Consider the following 21,126-nt stretch of genomic DNA (forward strand, 5'->3'; position numbering starts at 1 on the left):
TGCGAAAAAACGAATACAATCTGCCACCATGAGGGCAAACTAGCCAAATGTATACGAAAAACCGAATACAATCGGGGTATCAGGTCGTTTCTTCCATGTCTCCTGATTCTTCACGTCAACCCCCTCCTTTACTTTTCATCGGAGTTATCCACATTTTTTTGCATTGTATAATTTCCTATACAAAAAAAACGGCATCGCTGCCGTTCTTCGTGTGATGGACTCTCAGGGGCTCGAACCCTGGACAAATAGATTAAGAGTCTACTGCTCTACCAACTGAGCTAAGAGTCCGCATTATGTAGGCTGTCAACAACCTTTGTTCTCAAAAGGAACTCTTATAATATACCTCGTGGCGATATAAATGTCAACTGTTTATTTTGAAGCTGCCTGGGCCCACTCTGCCGGGCAGCTGTCATGCCTTTCCCGGTACAACGCTCCTCAACGTTCAATCAATGGTCCGCCTCTCCCCTGCCAAATCTCTCCTGATAATAGCTTGGGGTACATCCCGCATATTTCTTGAAGATGGCTATAAAATATTTGTAATCCTTATAGCCTACATCTGCAGCAATTGCATATACCTTGTCCTCGCCGCTGCTCAGCAGATCCATCGCTTTTTGAATACGGTACCGGTTCAGAAAGTCGTTGAAGGTATAGGTTGTTTCACTCTTGAATGTCCGGTTTAGATACGTGGCGCTTACGCCTAGGCTTTCAACCAGATCCTTAATGCCGATTTTCTCCGCATAATGCTCCTGGACATATTGAATCATTCTGGATACATAGCGGGACGACTTCCCCGGCAGCTTCACAACAGACGCCTGCAGCAGCTCCCCGTTCCCGGCTCCGGAAGTAACCATCGCATTGTACTGGCGTTTCATTTCCAGCTGACTCTTAGCACGCTCTAGTGCTGCTGATAACTGCTCCTGTTCAAGCGGCTTCAGCAAATACTCGGTAACCCCCAGCCGGATAGCATCCTTGGCCAGCCTGAATTCATCGTAGCCTGACAGGATAATATAGCTGCAATCCGCTTCCTCCACACTATGCTCAATCATGGATATCCCGTCCATCAGCGGCATATTCACATCAACAATCACAATATCGGGATGAAGCAGAGCGATCTGGCGGAGACCCTCCTCACCGTTCTCTGCTTCACCAACCACCACACACCCGGCCCCCATCCAGTCAAAGGTAAACCGCAGACCTTTACGGATCATCTCTTCATCCTCTACCAGCAGCACCTTAAACATCCGCTTCCTCCTTCCTGTACGGCAGTACAAAAGTAACCCGGGTTCCTTCTCCCTGAGTACTGTCAATCTGAATGCCATAACGTTCCCCGTACATCAGCACAAGCCGCCGGTGCAAATTATGCAGCCCGATATGGGGGGCACGGTTATCCTGAGACGCCATAATAGCCCGCACCTCCTCCAGCCGTTCGCTGCTCATTCCTCCCGCATTATCTTTCACCTCAAGGAGCAGATCCGCACCCTCCACACGGCCTGTCACAGTAACCGCAACAGTCTGGCGCTGGCGGTAGCCGTATTTAATTGTATTCTCGATGACTGGCTGCAGCATCAGCCTGGGAACCAGTGCAGTCTTGGCCGCCTGGCTTACCTCTTCCCGGTAATGGAGCCTGTCCTTGAACCTTATCTGCTGCAGCTTCATGTACCCGGCAATATACTCCAGATCATCGCCAAGCATAACATGGTCCTTTTCGTTGCCAATGCTGTAGCGCAGATGTCTGGAAAGAGTAAGTACCATATCCTGGGCGAGCTTGTTGTCTACAACAATTGCGTAGCGGAGCGTCTCCAGCACATTAAATATAAAATGCGGGTGAAATTGCGACTGCAGGTGCTTAACCTCGATAACCCTGCGCAAATCGGACAGCTCCGCATTCTGGGCGACGAGCTCATTCAGCCGCTGCAGCATCTGATTATACTGGTTCGCAAGCGTCTCGAACTCATCCCCGGTCCCGATATAGACGTAAGAGTCCATGTTGCCTGACTCCAGCTCTCTGACGGCATAGATCAGCTTATCTATTGCCCGTGACTGGCGTGTGGAGATTATGCGGGCAGAATATTGAATAACAAGCCACAGCAGCAGACTAGCCATCACAAAAAATACAGCCAGTGACCAATAGGCGCTATGATTCCCCTCAGCAGCGCTTAACGTGTAAACTCGCCACTGGGACAACGGTATGTATGTTTCTTTACTATAATACTTCCCCTTATCTATCCACACGTAGCCCTTAGAATCGCTGGACAGGCTGTATTTATTCATCAGCCCCTGCGTCAGATTATTCGTAGTGGCAATAATGGTACGGTAAGGATCAGTAACCACGGCAATTTCGTTATTCTGCACAAAGATCAGCTTCTGCAGATCCAATTCATACAGCTGATAGATCAGATAACCGAGCGCTGCCCCTCCGTTACGGATTTCATGGGCAAAGGTATAGGCGGTATAACGGTCATGCGAGAAGCGGATATGATTGGTTTCGGCAAGGAGTGGCAAGCCTTGGCTATGCATCCGCCGGGCAATCGCCTGCAGCGCAAGATCAGACGGTTCATCATTATAGTTGGCAGAGGAGGCCATGATCGTCCCGTCAGCACTGATTATATACATAATGCTTTTTACCTGCTGCCGGTTATTGAAGCCGTAAAACCGCTCAAATACCTCTGGACCGTGATTCCGTGATCCGGCAAAAGATATGACCGCATCCAGCGCTGCAGCTTCACTTATCTCCTTAACGTAGGAGCTGTAGACTTCCTCCATCGATGATTTGATCTGTTTGCCCGCTTCTGCCGTCTGGCTTACCAGCAAAAACCGTGAATTGATCATCATGAACACCAGGAACAGCACAAACAAAATGGAAATAGGCACAAGGGTATGCAGCAGAAACATCCTGCGCAGCGAATCCTTGAAGCTTCTCTTAACCATTGCGCCACTCCCTTTCTGATACGTTCTACTATCATAACCGACTGGCCGGATTCACGAAACCGGCGGCGGGCTGCCCTCCGGATGAACAAAAGCCGGCCCGCTTACGCAGGACCGGTTCACTGTTACATGGTTACTTCTTTTTTGCCGGATAGCTTGAAGAACAGCAGCAGGGAGACCACAGTAATGGCTGTCAGCAGGGTTGACAGTGCGGCTGCAACCCCGTAATTGCCGCGTACAACCTCTGTGTAGACAGCAACCGTCATCGTCCGGGTATTTCCCGTGTACAGAATGATGGAGGTGCTGAGCTCTGTTATAATGCTTATCCAGCTGATGATGGCCCCGGCAAATACACCTGAGATCATCATTGGAACGGTAATCTTGAAGAACGTCCGCATCGTGGAGGCTCCAAGGCTGATTGCCGCTTCTTCAATGCTGTCATTCACCTGATGAAGCACTGCAGCGCTGGAGCGGATCGTGTAGGGCAGACGCCGGATAACAAAAGCGGCAATCAGAATAACAGCCGTTCCGCTCAGTACCAGCGGCTCCTTGTTGAAGGTAACCAGCAGGGCGATCCCGAGAATGGAGCCCGGCACGATATAGGGCAGCATCGTGAAGGTATCCAGGACATTCGCGACTGCACCTTTGCGCTTTACTGTTACATAAGCGATCAGTACGGCAGCAAGCGTGATAATGATGATCGTAATACTGGCCATCATAAAGGTGTTGTAGATGGAATCGCCAACTTTTGAGAAGGCTGCACGATAGCTGTCGAGAGAGTATCCGTCCACAAATATTTTACCGGAGGTCTTGAGGAATGACGTATACGCTACATATCCCTGCGGCAGCAGCGCCAGTAGAGTAAACAGATACACGTAGGCGTGGGCTGCCACATTGGCGAACCCTTTGAGCTTTTTAGGTTCAATCGGATTCAGCGCACTCATGCTGTATGATTTCCGGTTAGCCACGAACTTCTGCACCAGAAACACAGCAACGGCGAACAGAACTACTATAACACTGATCGCAGCAGCAAAGCCGTCATCGCCTCCAACCTCACTGATAAATTCATTAAAGATCAGCACCGGTACGGTCCGGTACCCTTCACCGATCAGCATCGGTGTGCCGAAATCGGCAAATGCCCTCATAAAGACCAGCAGTCCCCCGGCGAGTAAGGTCGGTGTAATCAGCGGTACGAGTATCTTCCACATTTTCCGCAGGCCCGTGCAGTTCATGCTTTCGGCTGCTTCCATCAGCGAGTTGTCGACATTCTTGAGTGCCCCTGACACGTACATAAAAATCAGCGGGGACAGCTGCAAAGTCAGCACAAGCAGGATACCGGAAAAGCCGTAAATATCAGGCATACGAATACCGAATACACTGGATAAGAATGTGGTAATCACCCCGCTGCGCCCGAGCAGCAGAATCCATGCGTATGCGCCGATAAACGGGGCCGACATAGAGGAGATCAGAATCAGGATGCGGACTGTTGCACTTCCTTTTATTTTGGCAACCGTCATAATGTAAGCCAGCGGACCGGCCACCAGGATGGACAGCAGCGTGACACTTACCGTCACCTTAATGCTGTTCCATACCGCGTTCATATAATAGGCTTTGCTGAAGAATTTATGAAAGTATGCGAGCGAGAACTCGCCGGTTGTCCCGTCAAAGAAGCTTTTGATCAGCAGCATGAATAAAGGCAGAGCCAGGAATACAAGATATCCGGCAAAAATAATAAAGGTAATCAGCGACCAGATGTCCAGGCGCTTCATGCGGCCGCTCATAAGTGCGCTCCCCGGTTCAGATTGCGTTCGCCGGACGCATCATAGACATTGACTGTTCCTGAAAGGATGGCCAGTGTAACCTTCCGGCCGATATCCACTACTGTACTTACTGCCGACTGCTGAATGATTTCTACTTCCTGCCCGTTTTCGAGCTCGACGACCAGATGTGTATTCAGTCCCAGAAAAACATTATTGACAACCTTTCCGGTGAGTCCCAGCCCGTCCTCCGAGAGTACAAATTCCTCCGGCCGGACTGATATTTTGACCTCTACCGCATCAGCAGGCGTCACTTCCGGCAACAGCTCCGGCATCTCAAATGTATAGCTGCTGCCAATACGAAGAACCGCCTTGCCTTCGGCACCTGCCTCCAGCTGTGCCTCTATTACATTTGTCCGCCCTATAAACGTTGCGACGAACAGATTAGCCGGACGCTGGTAGACATCCCTTGGGGTTCCTACCTGCTGGATGATGCCGGATTTCATCACTGCGATCCGGTCAGATACTGCCATCGCCTCTTCCTGATCATGCGTTACATATACCGTGGTAATTCCAACCTCGCGCTGAATCCGCTTAATGGCATTACGCATGTCGACACGGAGCTGGGCATCCAGATTGGAGAGCGGCTCGTCCATGAGCAGCACGTCCGGATTAATGACGATGGCCCGGGCCAGGGCTACCCGCTGCTGCTGTCCTCCTGACAGGTTTTTGGGCATTCTGTTTTTGTACACTTCGATCTGTACCGTATCCAGAATCTCCCCGACTCTGCGCTGCTGCTCCTCCTTGCTGACTTTACGGTTCTGCAGCCCGAATGCAACATTCTCAGCAACATTTAAATGAGGAAAGATTGCATAATTCTGAAACACCATCCCGATATTCCGTTTGCCCGGCGGGACGGTATTCATCACCTTATCATTGAAACCAAGATCCCCGCCTTCAATACTGTTGAAGCCTGCCACCATCCGCAGCAAGGTCGTTTTCCCGCAGCCCGAAGGACCCAAAAGGGTGAAGAACTCACCCTTTTGAATGTCCAGGGACAGCTCGGGGATAACGGTTGTGTCGCCATATTTTTTAACAATGTCCTTGAAGGATATCGCAACGCTCATGTTATACACCCGCTTTCGTTTTAATTAGCTGTACTGATTCCGAATTATTCCGCTATATCGGTAAAGAGCTCCGTGTAACGCTCTACAATGGCTGCTTTATGCTCTGCAACATAAGCTACATCCTCATCAATGACCTGGATTTGCTCAATCGGTGTCATGAAGTCGCCAATCGCGGCATCTGTGCGCAGGGGCCGGTTCGTCGTCTCCTGTCCAAGGGCATCCTGTCCTTCTGAGGAAATCAGAAAATCAATAAATTTCTTAGCGTTGTCCTGGTTTGACGAGCCCTTTACGACTCCGGCTACTGCATCCAGGAATACCGTTCCTTCTTCAGGATATACAACCTTTACCGGGGCACCGTCTCTGACATAGCTGACTGCCGGATCTTCATAGGTTAACGCCACTACATATTCACCGTCTGCTACGCTTTTGTGCGCTTTGCTGGAGCCGCCGGCAATTTTACCATCCAGATTCTCCAGAAGCTTCGCTACATAATCCCAGCCTGCTTCAGAGGTATAATCCCCGCCCATTGCTTTTAGCATATTAGTCAGCTGCGCAAATGCAGAGCTGGAGTTGGCAGGGTCAGCCATCGCAATCTTGCCTTTCAGCTCCGGATTCAGCAGATCCTCATAGCCGTTAATTTCAATACTTCCTGCCAGATTTGTATTCACCAGCAAGACGCTGCCATCCGAGACGTACGAGGTCATAATGCCTGTTGTATTCGTATGCCCTTCAAGTAAATCCTTATCATTAGGTGACACGTATTCCTCGAACAGATCTGCATTATCGTTAAACAAGGCGTATGCTCCGCCGAACATGACGTCAGCATACGGGTTGGATTTCTCTGACTGAATCCGCTTGATCAGCTCACCGCTGCCTGCCGATACCAATTCCACTGTAATGCCTGTCTGCTTCTCAAATGCAGGAACAAGTGCATTGATCATCGCTTCACTGTTCGGTGTATAGACCACCAGCTTGCTGGATGAACCGCTGCTGGAGCCCGACGCCGCTTCATCTGTTTTGCTACCACCGCATGCAGACAGCACCAGCACCACCATTGTAATAATAATTGACACGCTTAACCATTTTCTCATTTCCCGCTCACCCCTTATATGAATATAGGTCTATTTTAGCAGCTTAGAAATTCATTTAAATCCTATTATTCGACAAAATCATCTAAAATGCACAACTTAATGTCACTTTATATGACACACAAGTCCATTTTAAGGTAATATAGCACTGATTGATTAACATAACATCAATTTCCCCTAGATGAACTGCACTTAGACAGACACCCGGGCTTTCAGCATGTGCAAATTGACGTATAATGAATACAGCAGACGTATCGCATGAATCAGGACAGGAGGCATTTTATTATGAAGCTAAGCCTTAACTGGATTACACTTAGAGTACGCGACCTGGAGGCATCCCTCCATTTCTATCACCGGATTCTGGGTCTCCCTATTGAGCGGCAGTTTGAAAGCAGGGGCAGGCAGATCGTTATGTTAGGTCCGGAGGGACAGCCCAAGATAGAGCTGATTCAGGGAAGTGACCCTGCCTTGAAGCCTGAATGCGGGGTCTCTGTCGGATTCGAAACGGAGTCACTGGATGGAACTATCGAGGAATTAAAAAGCCACGGCATCCCGGTAGCCCGCGGACCCGTCTCGCCGAATCCGCATCTGCGGTTCTTTTATGTGCTGGACCCGGACGGCTTTGAGGTGCAGATTGCGGAGCACAGCTAGTCTGGTATAGCAGGGTGTCAGACAGCCTGACGGGCTGCAAATGAATGCACGGCAACGCAAAACGACCGCCCTTTTAAATAGGCGGCCGTTTTGCTTTTACAGATTGAAATGAAGCTACAGCAGATCCGGGACCGGCACCTTGGACCAGTTCATGTCCGTACCCAGATAGAAGCTGGTATAGCAAGGCTGGTTATACACTACATTCTGCCAGGCCACTCCTGTGCGGTACTGCGGATCATGCATCAGAGTATACAGCTTCCGGTCTGTCACCTCTGTGTTCATGTAGATGCGGATAGCCGAGCTGTCGGCCATACGGACAACCAGTTCCTCCCGCCAGTCTCCGAACAGGTCTGCTACCAGGCAAGGATTGCCTTTGGTTCCGTTGTTGGAGCGCGTCCCCTCTGCTGTCAGCAGTGTGCCCCGTCTCCAGTCTTCGATGGTTACAGGATCTTCAAAGGTGCCGCTGATGAACTGGGTCGTCATATCGGCTGCCCATTTGATGTTCATGTTAGTACCCGGCGCCCGCTCGTCCAGCTGCTCACCCTTGGCTGACCGCAGACCGCGGGACGGCTCTTGAGCAAGATGACTTTCGCTGCACCAGGTCTGCAATCCGGGTACGTCCGGGTCTACTTTACCGACCATACCGCGGCCTACATCCTCCTTGGCAAACCCTCCATAGAGCACTTCCCCGGTAGCCGCATCACGCAGTGTATATCCATAAGGGCCGTGTATCCCCTCTTCGTGAACCATATAGATCTGCAGTCCGTCCCGGTCAGGATCGACCACCGCGACATGCAGCGCATCCCCGTGGCCGAGCTTGGCGTATTCACCCGGAGCTGCACTTCCCTCAGGCAGAATACCGCCTGAGCTGTACAGAAGGCTGCCGTCGTGATCAATCGTAGCTGACCCGTAGATAATCTCCTGGCAGCCGTCTCCATCCACATCGGCTGTGGATAGTGCATGCGCGCCCTGCTTGGCTAAGCCGCCGAAGCCGGGGTTCCTGCCGTCCTGAAGGTGCAGCGTGTCGGCAAACGGATTGTTCATGGTGACCCAGCCGCTGTCAATGTACCAGGTCTCGCTCAACTCCTGCCCATCCCAGCTATACGCAGCCATTGTAGCCCTTGTATAGTATCCGCGGGCAAACAGTGCATATGGCTTCTTTCCGTCCAGATAAGCGACTCCGGCCAGGAACCGGTCTACCCGGTTGCCCGGTTCGATGCGGTTCCAGGAATAGTCTCCCCACATCAGCCCGTCATCATGGCGCCCCGGCTTATAGCGCACCGTCTTAAGCTCTTCACCCGTTTCTCCGCGAAAGACTGTGAGATACTCCGGCCCTTTTAGAATAAAGCCTTCAAATGCACGGAGCTTGTTCCGCTCACTTCTCGAAGGAGCATATACATCTAAGAAATAATCCGCCAGACGCACTGCGTCCACTCTAGACAAAGGATATGTATATTCAGGTATAATGCCGAAGCATTCCTCCAGCGTAGCAGGCCAGTGTCCGGCCGTTACCTCCTCATGCTCATGCCAGCGTTCAAACATATCTGCCACATGCTCTGCGTAACCTGCACCGTTGATGCGGTAGTCATCCTGATGGCTGTATCCGGCCGCTTCATCCTCCGGCAGCATGGTGATGAAAGACTCAGAGACAGGAGCTCCGTCCTTATAACAGATGGTCCGCGTACCCGGTGCTGTCTTGAACATCAGCTCCGCCTTGCCGTCCCCGTCAAAGTCATAGACCAGGAACTGGGTATAGTGAGCCCCTGCCCGGATATTAATACCTAAATCGATCCGGTACAGCAAAGTACCGTTCTGCTTATAGCAATCTACATACACATTACCTGTATATCCTACATGAGAGACATCTTTCGCATTCGACGGGTCCCATTTTACAATGTATTCGTATTCCCCGTCACCGTCAACATCGCCTACACTCATATCATTTGCACTGTACGTGTACGTTTGACCGGCAGGTGTCACTCCGTCTTCCGGCTTCTGCAGCGGTATTTCCAGGTAGGGGGTCTCCCACGGCCGGATAGATACGCACTGCTCTTTCTCTTCTCCGTCTATAACGGCGGCTACCGCATACTCCGCTTCCCGGCTGCCGGACGTATCCAGATAATTCGTGCTGTCACTAATCTCAGCAATTCGTTCGCCGTTACGGTATATCCGAAAATCGGCAGCAATCAGGCCGCTGTCTGTAGCAGCGCTCACTTCCTGTCCCAGCAGCCGCCAGCTGATAAATATCCCTTCCGAAGTGCAGACTGCCGCCAGCCCCCGGTCCAAATGCTCCATTTGAATACTCATTTACGTTTCTCCTCCATACCTGCCTGTTTATAATGAGATCTCTCCAAAGAATCAACAACTGTAGCATACTTATCTCCTGTTATTCCGGCAATAGGACAATTTTGCCCGCTCTATTAAAGGGTTTTGGACTATTTAACCCGAGTTGGACATTCTTGCAGCTTAGGCTGGTTATATGCAAAAAGACCACCTCCTGAGCTAACAGAAGGCGGTCTCTTGTATTCGGATTATGCTTTTTTACGCGATAAAAGATAATATACCGGCAGTCCGGCCAGCGTAATTCCGATTCCGGTCAGCGAGCGCAGCGGGTCACTGACAATCGTGCTGCCTAGAATATAAAGTCCGCCAGCGACCCCGATTACCGGAGTAACCGGATACAGCGGCACACGGTAGCGTCCTTTTTCGGGCGGCATTTTTTTTCGGAGAAGAAAGACTCCAAACACACCCATCGTGAAAAAGATCCACAGTACAAACACTAGCAGATCCGTCAGCGTATTGAAGGTCCCCGAGAAGATGTAGATAACCGCGAGCACACTCTGAAAAATCAGCGCATTCGCCGGAGTACGGAACTTCGGATGAATGCTGCTCAGCACCCGTGAGAACGGAATCTGCTGCTTCTCCCCCATTGCCTGCGGCACACGGGCTGCGGTCATCAAATAACCGTTCAGCGCACCCAGCACCGATATAATGATGCCTGCGGTAATAAACGCTCCGCCCCCGTTCCCGAACAGTGCCTCAGCGGCGTCAGCGCCCGGAGTAGGTGAACTAATGATCTGCTCATAAGGCAGCGCCTTGAACACCGCCATATTAAACAGAACATACACTGCTATCACAAAAATAACTCCGATAGAGATGACCCTCGGCAGGGTCTTAGCCGGATTCTTAATTTCACCTGCCATATTCGTCACACTGATCCAGCCGTCGTAAGCCCATAGCGTACCCAGAACTGCCGCTCCAAACCCTGCTCCCGCTGCCGGTGCACTGATACCGTCAAAGCCGGGAGCCAAATTCGAGAACAGGCCAACGCCGATGATCCCCGCGACCGGAATCAGCTTGCCCACCGTCGCAACCGTCTGGATAATGCCGCCGAATCTGGTGGCAATGACATTCATGATGAGGATGAACGCCAGGATGGCTACAGCCAGCAGCTTCTGCTGCCAGCCGTTCAGCGGCACAAAGTAACCGGAATAAGTGGCAAAAGCAATCGCCAGCGCCGCTACCGACGCCGGATAAGAGATCACCGCCTGCACCCAGCCCAGCAGGTAGCCGGCTACACCGCCGTAGAGATCATCCAGATAGGTGTACAATCCGCCGGACTTCGGAATCGCAGCCGCAATCTCCGCCACAGTCAGCGCGGATGCCAGTGTAATGATGCCTCCGACACTCCAGGCCAGGATGCTCATCCACGGAGTACCGGCATTGCTCAGCACAATCCCCGGCTTCAAAAAGATCCCGGACCCGATAATCATTCCCACCACAATAGCCAGGGCCTGAATGGATGTTACTGTATTGCCAAGTGATTTGGTTGTTGCCTTCTTAGTGCTCATAATGTAATTTCTGACCCTTCCTGTCTCTGTAATCACGGTACATTTCCGTCTGCTTATCTTACCATGTTGTGTGAGATTTGGAAGTGGGGAAATTCACTACGGCTTGATTAGAGTTCTACTACTCTTAATCCTCATCCCAATCATCTTCAACGCCAAAGCTGTCATACTGCTCATACGTCTTTTCATTACTCTCTATAACATGAGGCAGCTTTTGAGCCGGCTCCACTTCTGCATCCCCCAGATATTGAACAATAAAATGCCAGCAGACACCGTAATCGAACAACAGCAGCATCCTTTGCTTGGGTGCAAGGAATACACTGCTGATTTTCACTTTCTGAACACCGGGAAACCTGCTCTCTTGGCCAATATCCGCAAATAATTCGTAGCCTTCCTCAGCACGTGTCCAGTTTATAATGTTATCATAAAATCCAAAAGCATGATCCAGGTCAAAATCAAAGGCTTCGATGGCAGCCTCGGCAAGATCATATAAGGACGCCTTCGCAGCAACCGCAATTTTGCGTGACGGGCGTCCCCGGACACCGCCGCTGGGATCACTTAGGATGATATTAAATAGTTGAGGTTGTTTAGTTGCAGCCATATTAGTCCTCCGTACATTTTATTTTTAGAATTAATGTCGATTGTATTTGAAACTTATCATTTATTGCAATTTTAATCAACAGAATGTCATTGTTTCCTTATTTGATGTCGATAATATGGAATATAAGCCGTGAAGCACACGCCTGAGACCTTGATGTTAGGAGATTCAAGGATTTATGCCGCAGACATTGTCTGCCGGCTTTGGACGGCTGTTCGTTTCTCCCCATCGCATCCCCCTCTATTGTAGAAGCGCCTAGATACACACCCGGAGTACTCGGTGCCTAGAATGGTTCAATTACCGTCTACATATTTTCAATACGCTGAAATGAACATAACAAAAAAACGGCATCTCTGCCGTTCTTCATCGGATGGACTCTCAGGGGCTCGAACCCTGGACAAATAGATTAAGAGTCTACTGCTCTACCAACTGAGCTAAGAGTCCATGATATTAAGATATTTGGTGGAGCCAAGGGGGATCGAACCCCTGACCTCATCGCTGCCAGCGATGCGCTCTCCCAGCTGAGCTATGGCCCCATATTAGTCATTGTGGATCTACAACTATGTATTCTAAATCTTTGTGTGAGCATCAAGCTCACCTCGCCGTGTTATTAATTATTTCGTAGCCGACTTCTATATAATACAGAAATCTGTTTCTGATGTCAACACTTTTATCATTTTTTTATTCTTTCCTCTTCCGGAAGAACCGCTACAGCACCTATGCAACGCTCCATACCATACAGAGCATTACGGGGCACAGGTGCTGCAGCCTGTCTATAGCCCCTCCATCTCACCGTCGTCTTTGGACAGCAGACCTTTCAGTTCCTTCATAAACATGTTGATGTCTTTGAACTGACGGTATACTGAGGCAAAGCGGACGTAAGCCACCTCATCTACCGGATATAGCTGCTCCATCACCAGCTCGCCGATCTGGCGGCTCTCGATCTCAGCCAGGGCGATACCGCGCAGCGTCTTCTCCACCTCTGAGACGATGGATTCCAGACGTTCGACGGAGACAGGACGCTTCTCGCAGGCTCTGATCAGTCCGCGCAGAATTTTGTCACGGCTGAATTCCTCGCGGCTGCCGCCTTTCTTGATGACGATTAGCGGGGTTTCCTCAATCATCTCAAATGTAGTAAAGCGCTTGCTGCAACGCTCACATTCACGCCTGCGCCGGATTGATTTATTCTCATTGGCCGGACGCGAGTCAAGCACTTTGGTATTTGTATGATCGCAGTATGGGCATTTCATAAGCTAAGGCCACTCCTTTTACTGTAGTATTAGTCGCCGCTGTTTTCTCTACCCCAATGTTCGGCAGGTAATATTTTTTTCCATAAAACACCGTTTTTATCTTGTTATGAATCTGGCGAGTCCGGCACATAATACAGTTACCAACCGATAGGAGGTGAACAGAAATGAGCCAAAACAATAACAGCAACAATCTGGTAGCTCCAAACTCACGCGGTGCCTTGGAACAACTGAAATATGAAGTTGCCCAAGAATTGGGTATCACTCTTTCCCCGGACGGATACCAAGGCAATAAAACTTCTTACGAAAACGGTTCGATCGGTGGTTACATCACTAAACGTCTTGTAACGATCGCCGAGCAATCCCTGGCAGGTCAATATAAATAACCTGTCCCCATAAGCTTGCCTAAGAAGTATTAAACGGCTGCATGCCGTTTAATACTTCTTTTTACATAGCAGAGGCTTAGAATTCACTATAAATCTCCGTGTACTGATTATAATAATAAATCACGCGCTGCACGTAGTGTCTGGTCTCGCCAAACGGAATATCCTTGGCAGCCGCTTCTGTCCCGTCCCATTGTCCATCATTGATCCAGCTCTGCACCTTGCCGGGCCCGGCGTTGTAGGCGGCTATCACCGCAGTACGGTTGCCGTCAAACTGGCGGGACAGTGAGGAGAGGTACCAGGTGCCCAGCTCGATGTTGGCCGATGGCTCCTCTTTAAGCTCATCCAGGGATACTTCAGGCAGTTTGGCCATCTCAAGCGCCCACTTGGCGGTGTCCGGCATGAGCTGCATCAGTCCAAGCGCGCCTTTTTTGGATTCACGGCCTGTCTTGTAATTGGTTTCAACACGGATAATAGCGGCAACCAGAAACGGATCCGTCTCATACGTGCTGCTGTGCTTTCGGATTTCGTCTTTATAATGAATAGGATAAAACCATGACATCCAGTTGGTGCCGAGAAACAGAATCGCAGTAAAACCAATGAACAGCAGGAGCAGCACTCTTTTTTTACGCAGCCAGCTCATAATAAGCCCAGCCTGTCCCACAACACGGCAACCTGCTGCTCAGTCTCGGCAGGCCCGCCGCTGTTGTCAATAATATAATCTGCTCTGCTTCGTTTCTCTTCAATATCCATCTGAGCGTCCAGCCTTGCTGCTGCCTGTTCGTTGTTGAGACCGTTACGCTCCATCAGACGGGCGAGCTGCACCTCACGGGGCACATAAACAGCTAACACCTTATCGAACAGGTTGTCCAGCTTGGACTCATACAATAGAGGTATATCCACAATAATCAGGCGCTGCGGGTCCTCTTCTTCGAGTGCATACATCTGTTCCTTAATTTCCCGGCGGATCGCAGGATGAGTCAGACTGTTCAGCTTCTGCAGGGCAGCGGGATCGCTGAAGACGATCTCCCCCAGCGCAGCCCGGTTCAGCGTGCCGTCAGGCAGCAGTATTCCTTGGCCAAAATGACCTGCAACAGCAGCCAGCACGGGATGTCCCGGGAGCATGACCCCTTTTGCGATGACATCGGCATCAACGAGTCGTGCTCCTTTTTGTATTAGCATTGCGGAGACGGTGCTTTTTCCGGATGCAATACCTCCGGTTAAGCCCATAATCATGTACTCACCTCATAACAGCTTCATTATTCCCATAGCAATTAATAATAACGCAGGCAGCGCAGCAGCGTGCTTCATCCAGAAGCTTCCCGACAGCCTAAGGCCGGTTTTCATTCCAAGCAATAAAAAGGTGCCGCTAAACAGGGCAATCATCAGCGAGGTCCACACCGGGCTGAAGCCGAGCAGCGCAGCACCAAGCCCCGCTCCAAATGCATCCAGCGAGAGCGCAATCCCCAGAATCATCGCTTCCATCGAAGATATACTTCCCGAATCATCTATATCCGCGGAAGACGGCGTACGCAGAATTTGTATGACCACACCCAGATGCCGCAGCTCTAATGAAAAGACGGCGGACTTCTGCGGGCCGGCTTCTCCGGGATCCGCAGCCGGTTCTGTAATTCCGGTCTCCGGGCCAGCCTGAGCAGCTGCCGGCATTCTTTCATCCGCGGCTTTCCGCTCCGTCTCCTGCGGGCCCTTCTCCTTCTGGGTCAGCATCTGAAACAATGACCAGCAGCCCATTAAGACGAGAATAACCGCTCCAATAATGGAGGCGGCATCCGGAGAGACAACCTTGGCTAAAAGTACACCGACCTGCATGGAGACACAAATGACAATCCCCGAACAAAGCGAGATAATCAGAATGGAGAGCAGCGGTATTTTCATTTTACGTAAACCATATGTAATGCCTACACCAAAACCGTCCAAACTAAGCGCAAAAGCCAGCAGCAGCAGTGAAAATAATGGGCTGATCACCCGCAATCCCTCCCGTGAAGAAACAGAAGCCCGGAGGATCAATCATTCCGGTTCCGTTTGCTTGTTTCAGCGTTCTTCACACAGTATATGGGCGGGACCGGCAGTCGGTTCCTGGGCTTTTGCGTCTAGCCGGATAGTTCGGTGTATTACATCCTTAAATCAGGTGAATCCCGTCTCTAATTGTTGCTTATAACAACGGTCAGCGGCTGGCAATTCGGGCAGATATGCGTGCCGCGGCCGCCTACAACGCTTTTCTCGATCAGAGTACCGCAGGTTGTGCAGGGCTGGTCCTTACGGCCGTAAATGAGATGCTGCTGCTGATAGCTGCCGCTCTCACCCTGCCCGTTGACATACGATTTGACAGACGAGCCTCCGGCGTTGACCGCATCTGTCAGCGTTGATACGATCGCACTATGCAGCCGGTTCAGCTGCCCGTCCGAAAGCAGCTTCGCTGTCTCCTCAGGATGAATCCCTGCGCAGTGCAGTGCCTCATCTACATAGATATTACCGATGCCGACAATGTATTCCTGGTTCAGCAGCAAGGGCTTGATCTTGGTACTGCGGCCCCCGACAATTTCCTTAAACCGCTCGGGCGTAAAAGAAACATCCAGCGGCTCCTGTCCCAGCTTATTCAGCGGCTTCAGCAGCAGGTCTTCACCGGGATCGAACAGATGCATCGTTCCGAACTGGCGTACATCCGTGTAGCGAAGCTCCGTACCGTCGGTGAAATGGAAAATAACATGCGTATGCTTGTCCAGCAGCTCATCCTGACGGTACAGGCCGTAACGGCCCTCCATCCGCAGATGGGAGACCATAACGAGCCCGTCCAGCACAAACCGCAGGAACTTGCCTCTGCGCTCAACTGTAACAATGCTATGGCCTGCCAGCATGTTGGCAAAGGCCTGGGTATCGTCCGGACGCTGGATGATCCGCGGCAGCCGGACGGTGACGTGCTCTATCTGCTTGCCTGTAATTAATTCATTTAGAGTTCTTCTGACTGTTTCAACTTCCGGTAATTCCGGCATAATGGCTCACCTCCACTCCATTATACCGGATAAAGCAAGGTAACGGGGAGCCTATTTAGCCTCGTACCAGTTACTTCCATAACTTACCTCTGCCTTTAGCGGCACAGACAGGCTAAGCGCTCCGGCCATTACCTCAGGAACAAGCTCCTTCATCAGCTCCAGCTCATCCTCCGGCACCTCGAATACAAGCTCATCGTGCACCTGAAGCAGCATACGGCTCTTCAGCCCGCGTTCAAACAGCGCTTTATCCATGTGCACCATAGCCAGCTTGATAATGTCGGCAGCCGTTCCCTGAATTGGAGTATTCATTGCGGTACGTTCAGCAAACGACCGGAGGTTGAAGTTGCTGGCATTAATCTCCGGCAGATAGCGGCGGCGCTCCAGCATCGTCGTAACATAACCTTGCTTCCTTGCTTCCACAACAATATCGACCATGTACTGGCGGACACCGTTGAAGACCTCCTTGTATTGCTCAATGAACTGGGCCGCTTCCTTACGCGGAATATTCAGGTTCTGGGACAGACCGTAATCACTGATGCCGTACACAATCCCGAAGTTAACTGCCTTGGCGGAACGGCGCATGTTACTGTCCACCTGATCAGCCGTTACGCCGAATACATCCATCGCTGTCTTGGTGTGAATATCCATATCCTCCAGAAAAGCTTCCTTCATCCGCTCATCGCCGGAGATGTGGGCCAGCACCCGCAGCTCAATCTGTGAATAGTCTGCCGCCAGAATCGACCAGCCCGGTTCAGAAGGAACAAATATCTTCCGCAGCTTGCGGCCTTCCTCCAGCCGGATTGGAATATTCTGCAGGTTCGGGAACTGGCTGCTGAGCCGGCCTGTCGCCGCAATCGTCTGCCGGTAGAAGGTATGCACCTTGCCCGTCTGCTCCGAGATTTCCTTGAGCAATCCTTCCACATAAGTGGACTGGAGCTTGGCTATTGTACGGTACTGCAGAATCAGGCGAACCACATCATGATAAGGTGCCAACTTCTCCAGCACTTCTGCATCTGTAGAGTAGCCTGTCTTGGTCTTCTTCACCACAGGCAGTCCCAGCTTCACGAACAGGATTTCGCCAAGCTGCTTCGGTGAGTTGAGGTTAAATTCAGTGCCGCAGATCTCATAAATTTCCGTAACCAGCGACGCAATCTGGGCCTCGAACTCTTTTCCCAGCTCTTTAAGCTCCTCTTTGTTAACGGCAATCCCCTGCTTCTCCATATCAGCCAGAATCCGTGACAGCGGCATCTCCAGATCCTCGAACAATCCGGTCATTGCCGTCTCACGCAGCTCTTCCTGCTGCTTAGCCACAATGCCAAGCACAGTTGCGCTCTTGCGGGCTACGTGGTTGCCCAGAATTTCCAGCTCCGGAATTTTGTATTTGGCGCCTTTGCCAAAAATATCTTCGTCCGGTGACAGGCGGGGCAGGCCGTATTTGGAGGTGAGATCATTCAGGTTCTGATTCGATTCCGTCGGGTCTAGCAGATATGCGACAAGCTGAACATCATTCGCAGCCCCGGCAAAAGCGATTCCCTGCCAATGTAATGCGAGATCTGCGCGGTGCAGATCATATCCGCTCTTCGGCGCCTTGCTGTCTCCCAGCCAGTCCCGCAGCGGCGCTGCCGCAGGGCTCTGCAGCAGTTCAAACGGAACATAATAATGCCGCTCCGGCGAAGACAATCCGAGACCGATTACCTCGGACCGGTGCGGGTTCTCCCCGTTTGTCTCGACATGCAGGGCTGAAACCTCCGGTAGTGCGGCAATCAGCGCTTCCAGATCAGCCTCACCGACGATTGTAATATCCAGCTCGGCAGCTTCAACTGCTGCTGCTTCATCTGATGATCCCGAATGCGCACTCAGCGACAGACGCTCCAGAAGAGATTTGAACTCCAGCTTTGCCAGCGCAGGTCCTGCTGTATCCCGGTTAATCCCTGTAAAGGACATATCCTCCCAGGCATGCTCGAGCGGAACCTCGCGGTAGATGGTCGCCAGCTTTTTGCTCATAACCGCACTGTCCGCATGCTCCTCCAGCTTCTCCTTCATCTTACCCTTTAGCTCGCCTGTTCCGGCCAGAACGCTTTCTACGGAGCCGAACTGGTGCAGCAGCTTAAGTGCGGTTTTCTCACCCACTCCAGGCACCCCTGGAATATTATCACTCGCATCGCCCATAAGGCCCTTCAGGTCAATGATCTGCTCAGGCGTCAAATCGTATTTCTCGCGGATCTGCTGCGGCCCGTACAGCTCCACTTCAGTCACGCCTTTACGCACAAGCGCTATGGTTGTATGTTCCGAAGCCAGCTGCAGCATGTCCTTATCCCCGGATACGATCATCACTTCACGTCCGGCAGCATCTGCCTCACGGGAGATCGTTCCGATAATATCGTCAGCCTCATAGCCGTTGATCTCAAACTGCGGAACTCCAAGATCACGCAGCAAACCTTTTAGTAAAGGGAATTGTTCGGACAGCTCCGGCGGCGTTTTTTGCCGTCCGCCCTTATAATCCTCATAGCCTTCATGACGGAACGTAATCTTCCCTGCATCAAATGCCACGATCATATGGCTTGGTTTATGTTCTTCAATTAAACGCAGCAGCATGGTCGTAAAACCGTATACGGCATTCGTCTGCTGCCCGGCTGTATTCGTCAGCGGCGGCATCGCAAAAAATGCGCGGTAAATAATATTGTTTCCATCTATTAGTATCAACTTGTCCACTGTAGCACCTCGCCTTTTTCTTGCTTACTCTTTACATCTTACCATATGCCCTGCACCAAAATGAACCAAAGTGCACGATTTACACTGCAGCTAAGCATATTCCCGCATGGAATGCAGGATTGCCAATCTTCACCGGCTTGAAACCGTAAACCCTGCGATAACAGCAAAAAAACAGCAGCCCGCCTAAGGCGGGTGCTGTTGTGGCACTGCATCATTCTACTGATTCAAATCCGGGCGCTTGCCTGTTACCAGATACACTACGCTCTCACCGATGTTAGTGGCATGATCGGCGATCCGTTCAATATAGCGGCCAACCAAGGTCAGCAGCATCGCCTGGTTCAACGATTCCGGCTTCTCAACCATGTAAGTATACAGTTCATTGATCGTTGAGCTGTAGAGTCCGTCAACCTGATCGTCATCCTGGGCCATTTTGTAAGCCAGATCCGTATTCTCATCCAGGTAGGATTGAATGGCTTCGGTAATCATCACCGATACGATCTCAGCCATACGAGGAATATCCACCAGCGGCTTGATCAGCGTCTGCCCCTGAATGCGCATAGTTACCTTAGCCACGTCCAAAGCCAGATCACCCATACGCTCAAGATCACTGGAGATTTTGAAGGCAACAATGATACGGCGCAGATCCTTTGCAACAGGCTGTTGGGTAATAATCAGACGGGAACCGATTTCCATAATTCGGTCTTCCATCGCATTGAGATGCAAATCCGCCTTTACAATCTCCTGCGCGCGTGCAATGTCAAGCGTCTGAAGTGCCACAATCGCACCTTCCAGAGCATCTATCACATGTTCGCCCATTTGCTGCAGCAGGCTGCGTAATTCTTCCAGATCTTTATCGAATTCTTTTCTGCGAATCATAAATAATGCGATCCTCCTCAAAAACATATGGTCAGCCTGATATTTCAGGAGCGGGTCCCCGATAGGATATTAGCCGAAACGTCCGGAGATATAGTCTTCTGTGCGGGAGTCCTTCGGGTTCGAGAACAGCATTTCTGTATCCGCAGCCTCCACAATAACGCCGTTCAGGAAAAATACAGTGCGGCCCGATACACGGGCAGCCTGGTGCATGTTGTGCGTTACCATAACAATCGTATATTTGCTGCGGAGCTCCTGTACCAGTTCCTCAATCTTTAGGGTCGACACAGGGTCAAGGGCAGAGGTTGCCTCATCCATCAGCAGAATATCTGGCTGAACGGCAAGCGCCCTGGCAATACACAGGCGCTGCTGCTGTCCGCCGGACAGGCTGAGTGCAGACTTTTTCAGGAAATCCTTAACTTCCTCCCACAGGGCGGACTGGCGGAGGCTCTGCTCCACAATCTCATCAAGCTCCTGCTTGGAGTGTTTCCCGTGCAGGCGCGGGCCGTAAGCTACGTTGTCATAGATCGACTTCGGAAAAGGATTGGGCTGCTGGAACACCATGCCGACCTGCTTGCGCAGGCTTTCCACTTCCACTTCGTCGCTGTAGATATTTTTACCGCCGATGTTCACTTTACCTTCAATACGTGTTCCGGGAATCATGTCGTTCATACGGTTTAGGGTGCGCAGGAGGGTGGATTTACCACAGCCGGACGGTCCGATAAAGGCGGTCACTTGTTTCTCCGGAATCTGCAGATCCACGTTCTTCAATGCGTGAAATGACTCATAGTAGAGATCAAGCTTCTCTATGTCAATGATGGATTTCATGTGTTTTGGCAGTCTCCTTCTCATCATCTTCGTTCCCAATGATAAGCTTTTAGTGTAAATAGAGTTGAAGAGAAATGT

18 protein-coding genes, 3 tRNA genes and 1 pseudogene are annotated in these 21,126 nt (G+C 51.0%); 3 read left to right on the plus strand and 19 right to left on the minus strand.

The genetic code is table 11. The annotated features are described in order from the left end of the window. Positions 1 to 215: 215 nt before the first annotated feature. From BN3772_RS22985 to BN3772_RS23010, 6 genes are all read right to left on the minus strand, one after another. A tRNA-Lys gene (locus BN3772_RS22985) sits at positions 216 to 288 on the minus strand. A 158-nt stretch (positions 289 to 446) separates the two neighbouring features. Next, positions 447 to 1,241 carry a response regulator transcription factor gene (locus BN3772_RS22990; protein ID WP_042202538.1) on the minus strand — a complete coding sequence of 265 codons (795 nt, stop codon included), beginning with the start codon at positions 1,239 to 1,241 and terminating at the stop codon, positions 447 to 449. Continuing rightward, complete coding sequence (locus BN3772_RS22995) at positions 1,234 to 2,928, minus strand: sensor histidine kinase (RefSeq protein ID WP_042202540.1); 1,695 nt, start codon at positions 2,926 to 2,928, stop codon at positions 1,234 to 1,236. Before BN3772_RS22995 ends, BN3772_RS22990 begins: the two co-directional genes overlap by 8 nt. A 122-nt stretch (positions 2,929 to 3,050) precedes the next feature. Continuing rightward, positions 3,051 to 4,706 (minus strand): ABC transporter permease, encoded by a 1,656-nt coding sequence (locus BN3772_RS23000; protein ID WP_042202542.1) that lies wholly within the window; start codon positions 4,704 to 4,706, stop codon positions 3,051 to 3,053. Beyond that, positions 4,703 to 5,809 (minus strand): ABC transporter ATP-binding protein, encoded by a 1,107-nt coding sequence (locus tag BN3772_RS23005; protein WP_042202543.1) that lies wholly within the window; start codon positions 5,807 to 5,809, stop codon positions 4,703 to 4,705. Before BN3772_RS23005 ends, BN3772_RS23000 begins: the two co-directional genes overlap by 4 nt. A gap of 44 nt (positions 5,810 to 5,853) precedes the next feature. Further along, complete coding sequence (locus BN3772_RS23010; protein ID WP_042202544.1) at positions 5,854 to 6,900, minus strand: ABC transporter substrate-binding protein; 1,047 nt, start codon at positions 6,898 to 6,900, stop codon at positions 5,854 to 5,856. Between the two features lie 282 nt (positions 6,901 to 7,182). Between BN3772_RS23010 and BN3772_RS23015 the strand changes: the two genes are divergently transcribed. Next, positions 7,183 to 7,548 carry a VOC family protein gene (locus tag BN3772_RS23015; protein ID WP_042202546.1) on the plus strand — a complete coding sequence of 122 codons (366 nt, stop codon included), beginning with the start codon at positions 7,183 to 7,185 and terminating at the stop codon, positions 7,546 to 7,548. 114 nt (positions 7,549 to 7,662) lie between these two features. Here the strand turns inward: BN3772_RS23015 and BN3772_RS23020 are convergent, their stop codons facing one another. The 3 genes from BN3772_RS23020 to BN3772_RS23030 form a co-directional block, all read right to left on the minus strand. Continuing rightward, positions 7,663 to 9,855, minus strand: coding sequence for a rhamnogalacturonan lyase (locus BN3772_RS23020; RefSeq protein ID WP_042202547.1), 2,193 nt, complete (start codon positions 9,853 to 9,855; stop codon positions 7,663 to 7,665). A 224-nt stretch (positions 9,856 to 10,079) separates the two neighbouring features. Continuing rightward, complete coding sequence (locus BN3772_RS23025) at positions 10,080 to 11,399, minus strand: APC family permease (protein WP_042202548.1); 1,320 nt, start codon at positions 11,397 to 11,399, stop codon at positions 10,080 to 10,082. 124 nt (positions 11,400 to 11,523) lie between these two features. Beyond that, the gene (locus BN3772_RS23030; protein ID WP_052380660.1) at positions 11,524 to 11,997 is read right to left on the minus strand and encodes an IS1096 element passenger TnpR family protein; all 474 of its coding nucleotides are present in this window, start codon (positions 11,995 to 11,997) and stop codon (positions 11,524 to 11,526) included. A 146-nt stretch (positions 11,998 to 12,143) separates the two neighbouring features. On the opposite strand from BN3772_RS23030, the pseudogene BN3772_RS31375 reads away from it, so the two are divergent. After that, positions 12,144 to 12,254 (plus strand): annotated as a pseudogene (locus BN3772_RS31375) (transcriptional regulator); the annotation flags it as partial. A 111-nt stretch (positions 12,255 to 12,365) separates the two neighbouring features. On the opposite strand, the gene BN3772_RS23040 reads toward BN3772_RS31375, so the two are convergent. The 3 genes from BN3772_RS23040 to nrdR all read right to left on the minus strand — a co-directional run bounded on the left by BN3772_RS23040 (position 12,366) and on the right by nrdR (position 13,244). Continuing rightward, a tRNA-Lys gene (locus BN3772_RS23040) sits at positions 12,366 to 12,438 on the minus strand. A gap of 16 nt (positions 12,439 to 12,454) precedes the next feature. Next, a tRNA-Ala gene (locus BN3772_RS23045) sits at positions 12,455 to 12,530 on the minus strand. Positions 12,531 to 12,767: 237 nt separating this feature from the next. Continuing rightward, entirely contained in the window at positions 12,768 to 13,244 is a 477-nt protein-coding gene (gene nrdR, locus BN3772_RS23050; RefSeq protein WP_042175038.1) for a transcriptional regulator NrdR, read from the minus strand. 164 nt (positions 13,245 to 13,408) lie between these two features. On the opposite strand from nrdR, the gene BN3772_RS23055 reads away from it, so the two are divergent. After that, positions 13,409 to 13,627 (plus strand): alpha/beta-type small acid-soluble spore protein, encoded by a 219-nt coding sequence (locus BN3772_RS23055; protein ID WP_042202549.1) that lies wholly within the window; start codon positions 13,409 to 13,411, stop codon positions 13,625 to 13,627. Between the two features lie 76 nt (positions 13,628 to 13,703). Here the strand turns inward: BN3772_RS23055 and BN3772_RS23060 are convergent, their stop codons facing one another. The 7 genes from BN3772_RS23060 to pstB all read right to left on the minus strand — a co-directional run bounded on the left by BN3772_RS23060 (position 13,704) and on the right by pstB (position 21,048). Next, positions 13,704 to 14,267 carry a lytic transglycosylase domain-containing protein gene (locus BN3772_RS23060; RefSeq protein ID WP_042202591.1) on the minus strand — a complete coding sequence of 188 codons (564 nt, stop codon included), beginning with the start codon at positions 14,265 to 14,267 and terminating at the stop codon, positions 13,704 to 13,706. Then, the gene (gene coaE / locus BN3772_RS23065) at positions 14,264 to 14,860 is read right to left on the minus strand and encodes a dephospho-CoA kinase (RefSeq protein ID WP_042202550.1); all 597 of its coding nucleotides are present in this window, start codon (positions 14,858 to 14,860) and stop codon (positions 14,264 to 14,266) included. The genes BN3772_RS23060 and coaE overlap by 4 nt, the downstream gene beginning before the upstream one ends. A gap of 9 nt (positions 14,861 to 14,869) precedes the next feature. Continuing rightward, on the minus strand, positions 14,870 to 15,610 hold the full coding sequence (locus BN3772_RS23070) for a manganese efflux pump (RefSeq protein WP_042202551.1): 741 nt from the start codon (positions 15,608 to 15,610) through the stop codon (positions 14,870 to 14,872). Positions 15,611 to 15,786: 176 nt separating this feature from the next. Next, entirely contained in the window at positions 15,787 to 16,635 is an 849-nt protein-coding gene (gene mutM, locus BN3772_RS23075; RefSeq protein WP_042202552.1) for a DNA-formamidopyrimidine glycosylase, read from the minus strand. A 51-nt stretch (positions 16,636 to 16,686) separates the two neighbouring features. Beyond that, the gene (gene polA / locus BN3772_RS23080) at positions 16,687 to 19,347 is read right to left on the minus strand and encodes a DNA polymerase I (protein WP_042202553.1); all 2,661 of its coding nucleotides are present in this window, start codon (positions 19,345 to 19,347) and stop codon (positions 16,687 to 16,689) included. 216 nt (positions 19,348 to 19,563) lie between these two features. After that, a complete protein-coding gene (phoU, locus tag BN3772_RS23085; RefSeq protein ID WP_042202554.1) occupies positions 19,564 to 20,223 on the minus strand; it encodes a phosphate signaling complex protein PhoU in 660 nt (219 codons plus the stop codon). 69 nt (positions 20,224 to 20,292) lie between these two features. Further along, complete coding sequence (pstB, locus tag BN3772_RS23090; RefSeq protein WP_042202555.1) at positions 20,293 to 21,048, minus strand: phosphate ABC transporter ATP-binding protein PstB; 756 nt, start codon at positions 21,046 to 21,048, stop codon at positions 20,293 to 20,295. Positions 21,049 to 21,126 lie beyond the last annotated feature (78 nt).

It is taken from the genome of Paenibacillus camerounensis (assembly GCF_000723885.1).
In the GTDB taxonomy this organism is placed as follows: Bacteria; Bacillota; Bacilli; order Paenibacillales; family Paenibacillaceae; genus Paenibacillus_AQ; species Paenibacillus_AQ camerounensis.

Coding starts and splice junctions, on each gene's coding strand:
- mutM (WP_042202552.1), bottom strand. CDS start 16,635: ATGCCGGAATTACCGGAAGTTGAAACAGTCAGAAGAACTCTAAATGAA.
- BN3772_RS23055 (WP_042202549.1), top strand. CDS start 13,409: ATGAGCCAAAACAATAACAGCAACAATCTGGTAGCTCCAAACTCACGC.
- BN3772_RS23010 (WP_042202544.1), bottom strand. CDS start 6,900: ATGAGAAAATGGTTAAGCGTGTCAATTATTATTACAATGGTGGTGCTG.
- BN3772_RS23005 (WP_042202543.1), bottom strand. CDS start 5,809: ATGAGCGTTGCGATATCCTTCAAGGACATTGTTAAAAAATATGGCGAC.
- BN3772_RS22995 (WP_042202540.1), bottom strand. CDS start 2,928: ATGGTTAAGAGAAGCTTCAAGGATTCGCTGCGCAGGATGTTTCTGCTG.
- BN3772_RS23030 (WP_052380660.1), bottom strand. CDS start 11,997: ATGGCTGCAACTAAACAACCTCAACTATTTAATATCATCCTAAGTGAT.
- phoU (WP_042202554.1), bottom strand. CDS start 20,223: ATGATTCGCAGAAAAGAATTCGATAAAGATCTGGAAGAATTACGCAGC.
- BN3772_RS22990 (WP_042202538.1), bottom strand. CDS start 1,241: ATGTTTAAGGTGCTGCTGGTAGAGGATGAAGAGATGATCCGTAAAGGT.
- BN3772_RS23020 (WP_042202547.1), bottom strand. CDS start 9,855: ATGAGTATTCAAATGGAGCATTTGGACCGGGGGCTGGCGGCAGTCTGC.
- coaE (WP_042202550.1), bottom strand. CDS start 14,860: ATGATTATGGGCTTAACCGGAGGTATTGCATCCGGAAAAAGCACCGTC.
- pstB (WP_042202555.1), bottom strand. CDS start 21,048: ATGAAATCCATCATTGACATAGAGAAGCTTGATCTCTACTATGAGTCA.
- BN3772_RS23000 (WP_042202542.1), bottom strand. CDS start 4,706: ATGAGCGGCCGCATGAAGCGCCTGGACATCTGGTCGCTGATTACCTTT.
- BN3772_RS23015 (WP_042202546.1), top strand. CDS start 7,183: ATGAAGCTAAGCCTTAACTGGATTACACTTAGAGTACGCGACCTGGAG.
- BN3772_RS23025 (WP_042202548.1), bottom strand. CDS start 11,399: ATGAGCACTAAGAAGGCAACAACCAAATCACTTGGCAATACAGTAACA.
- BN3772_RS23060 (WP_042202591.1), bottom strand. CDS start 14,267: ATGAGCTGGCTGCGTAAAAAAAGAGTGCTGCTCCTGCTGTTCATTGGT.
- nrdR (WP_042175038.1), bottom strand. CDS start 13,244: ATGAAATGCCCATACTGCGATCATACAAATACCAAAGTGCTTGACTCG.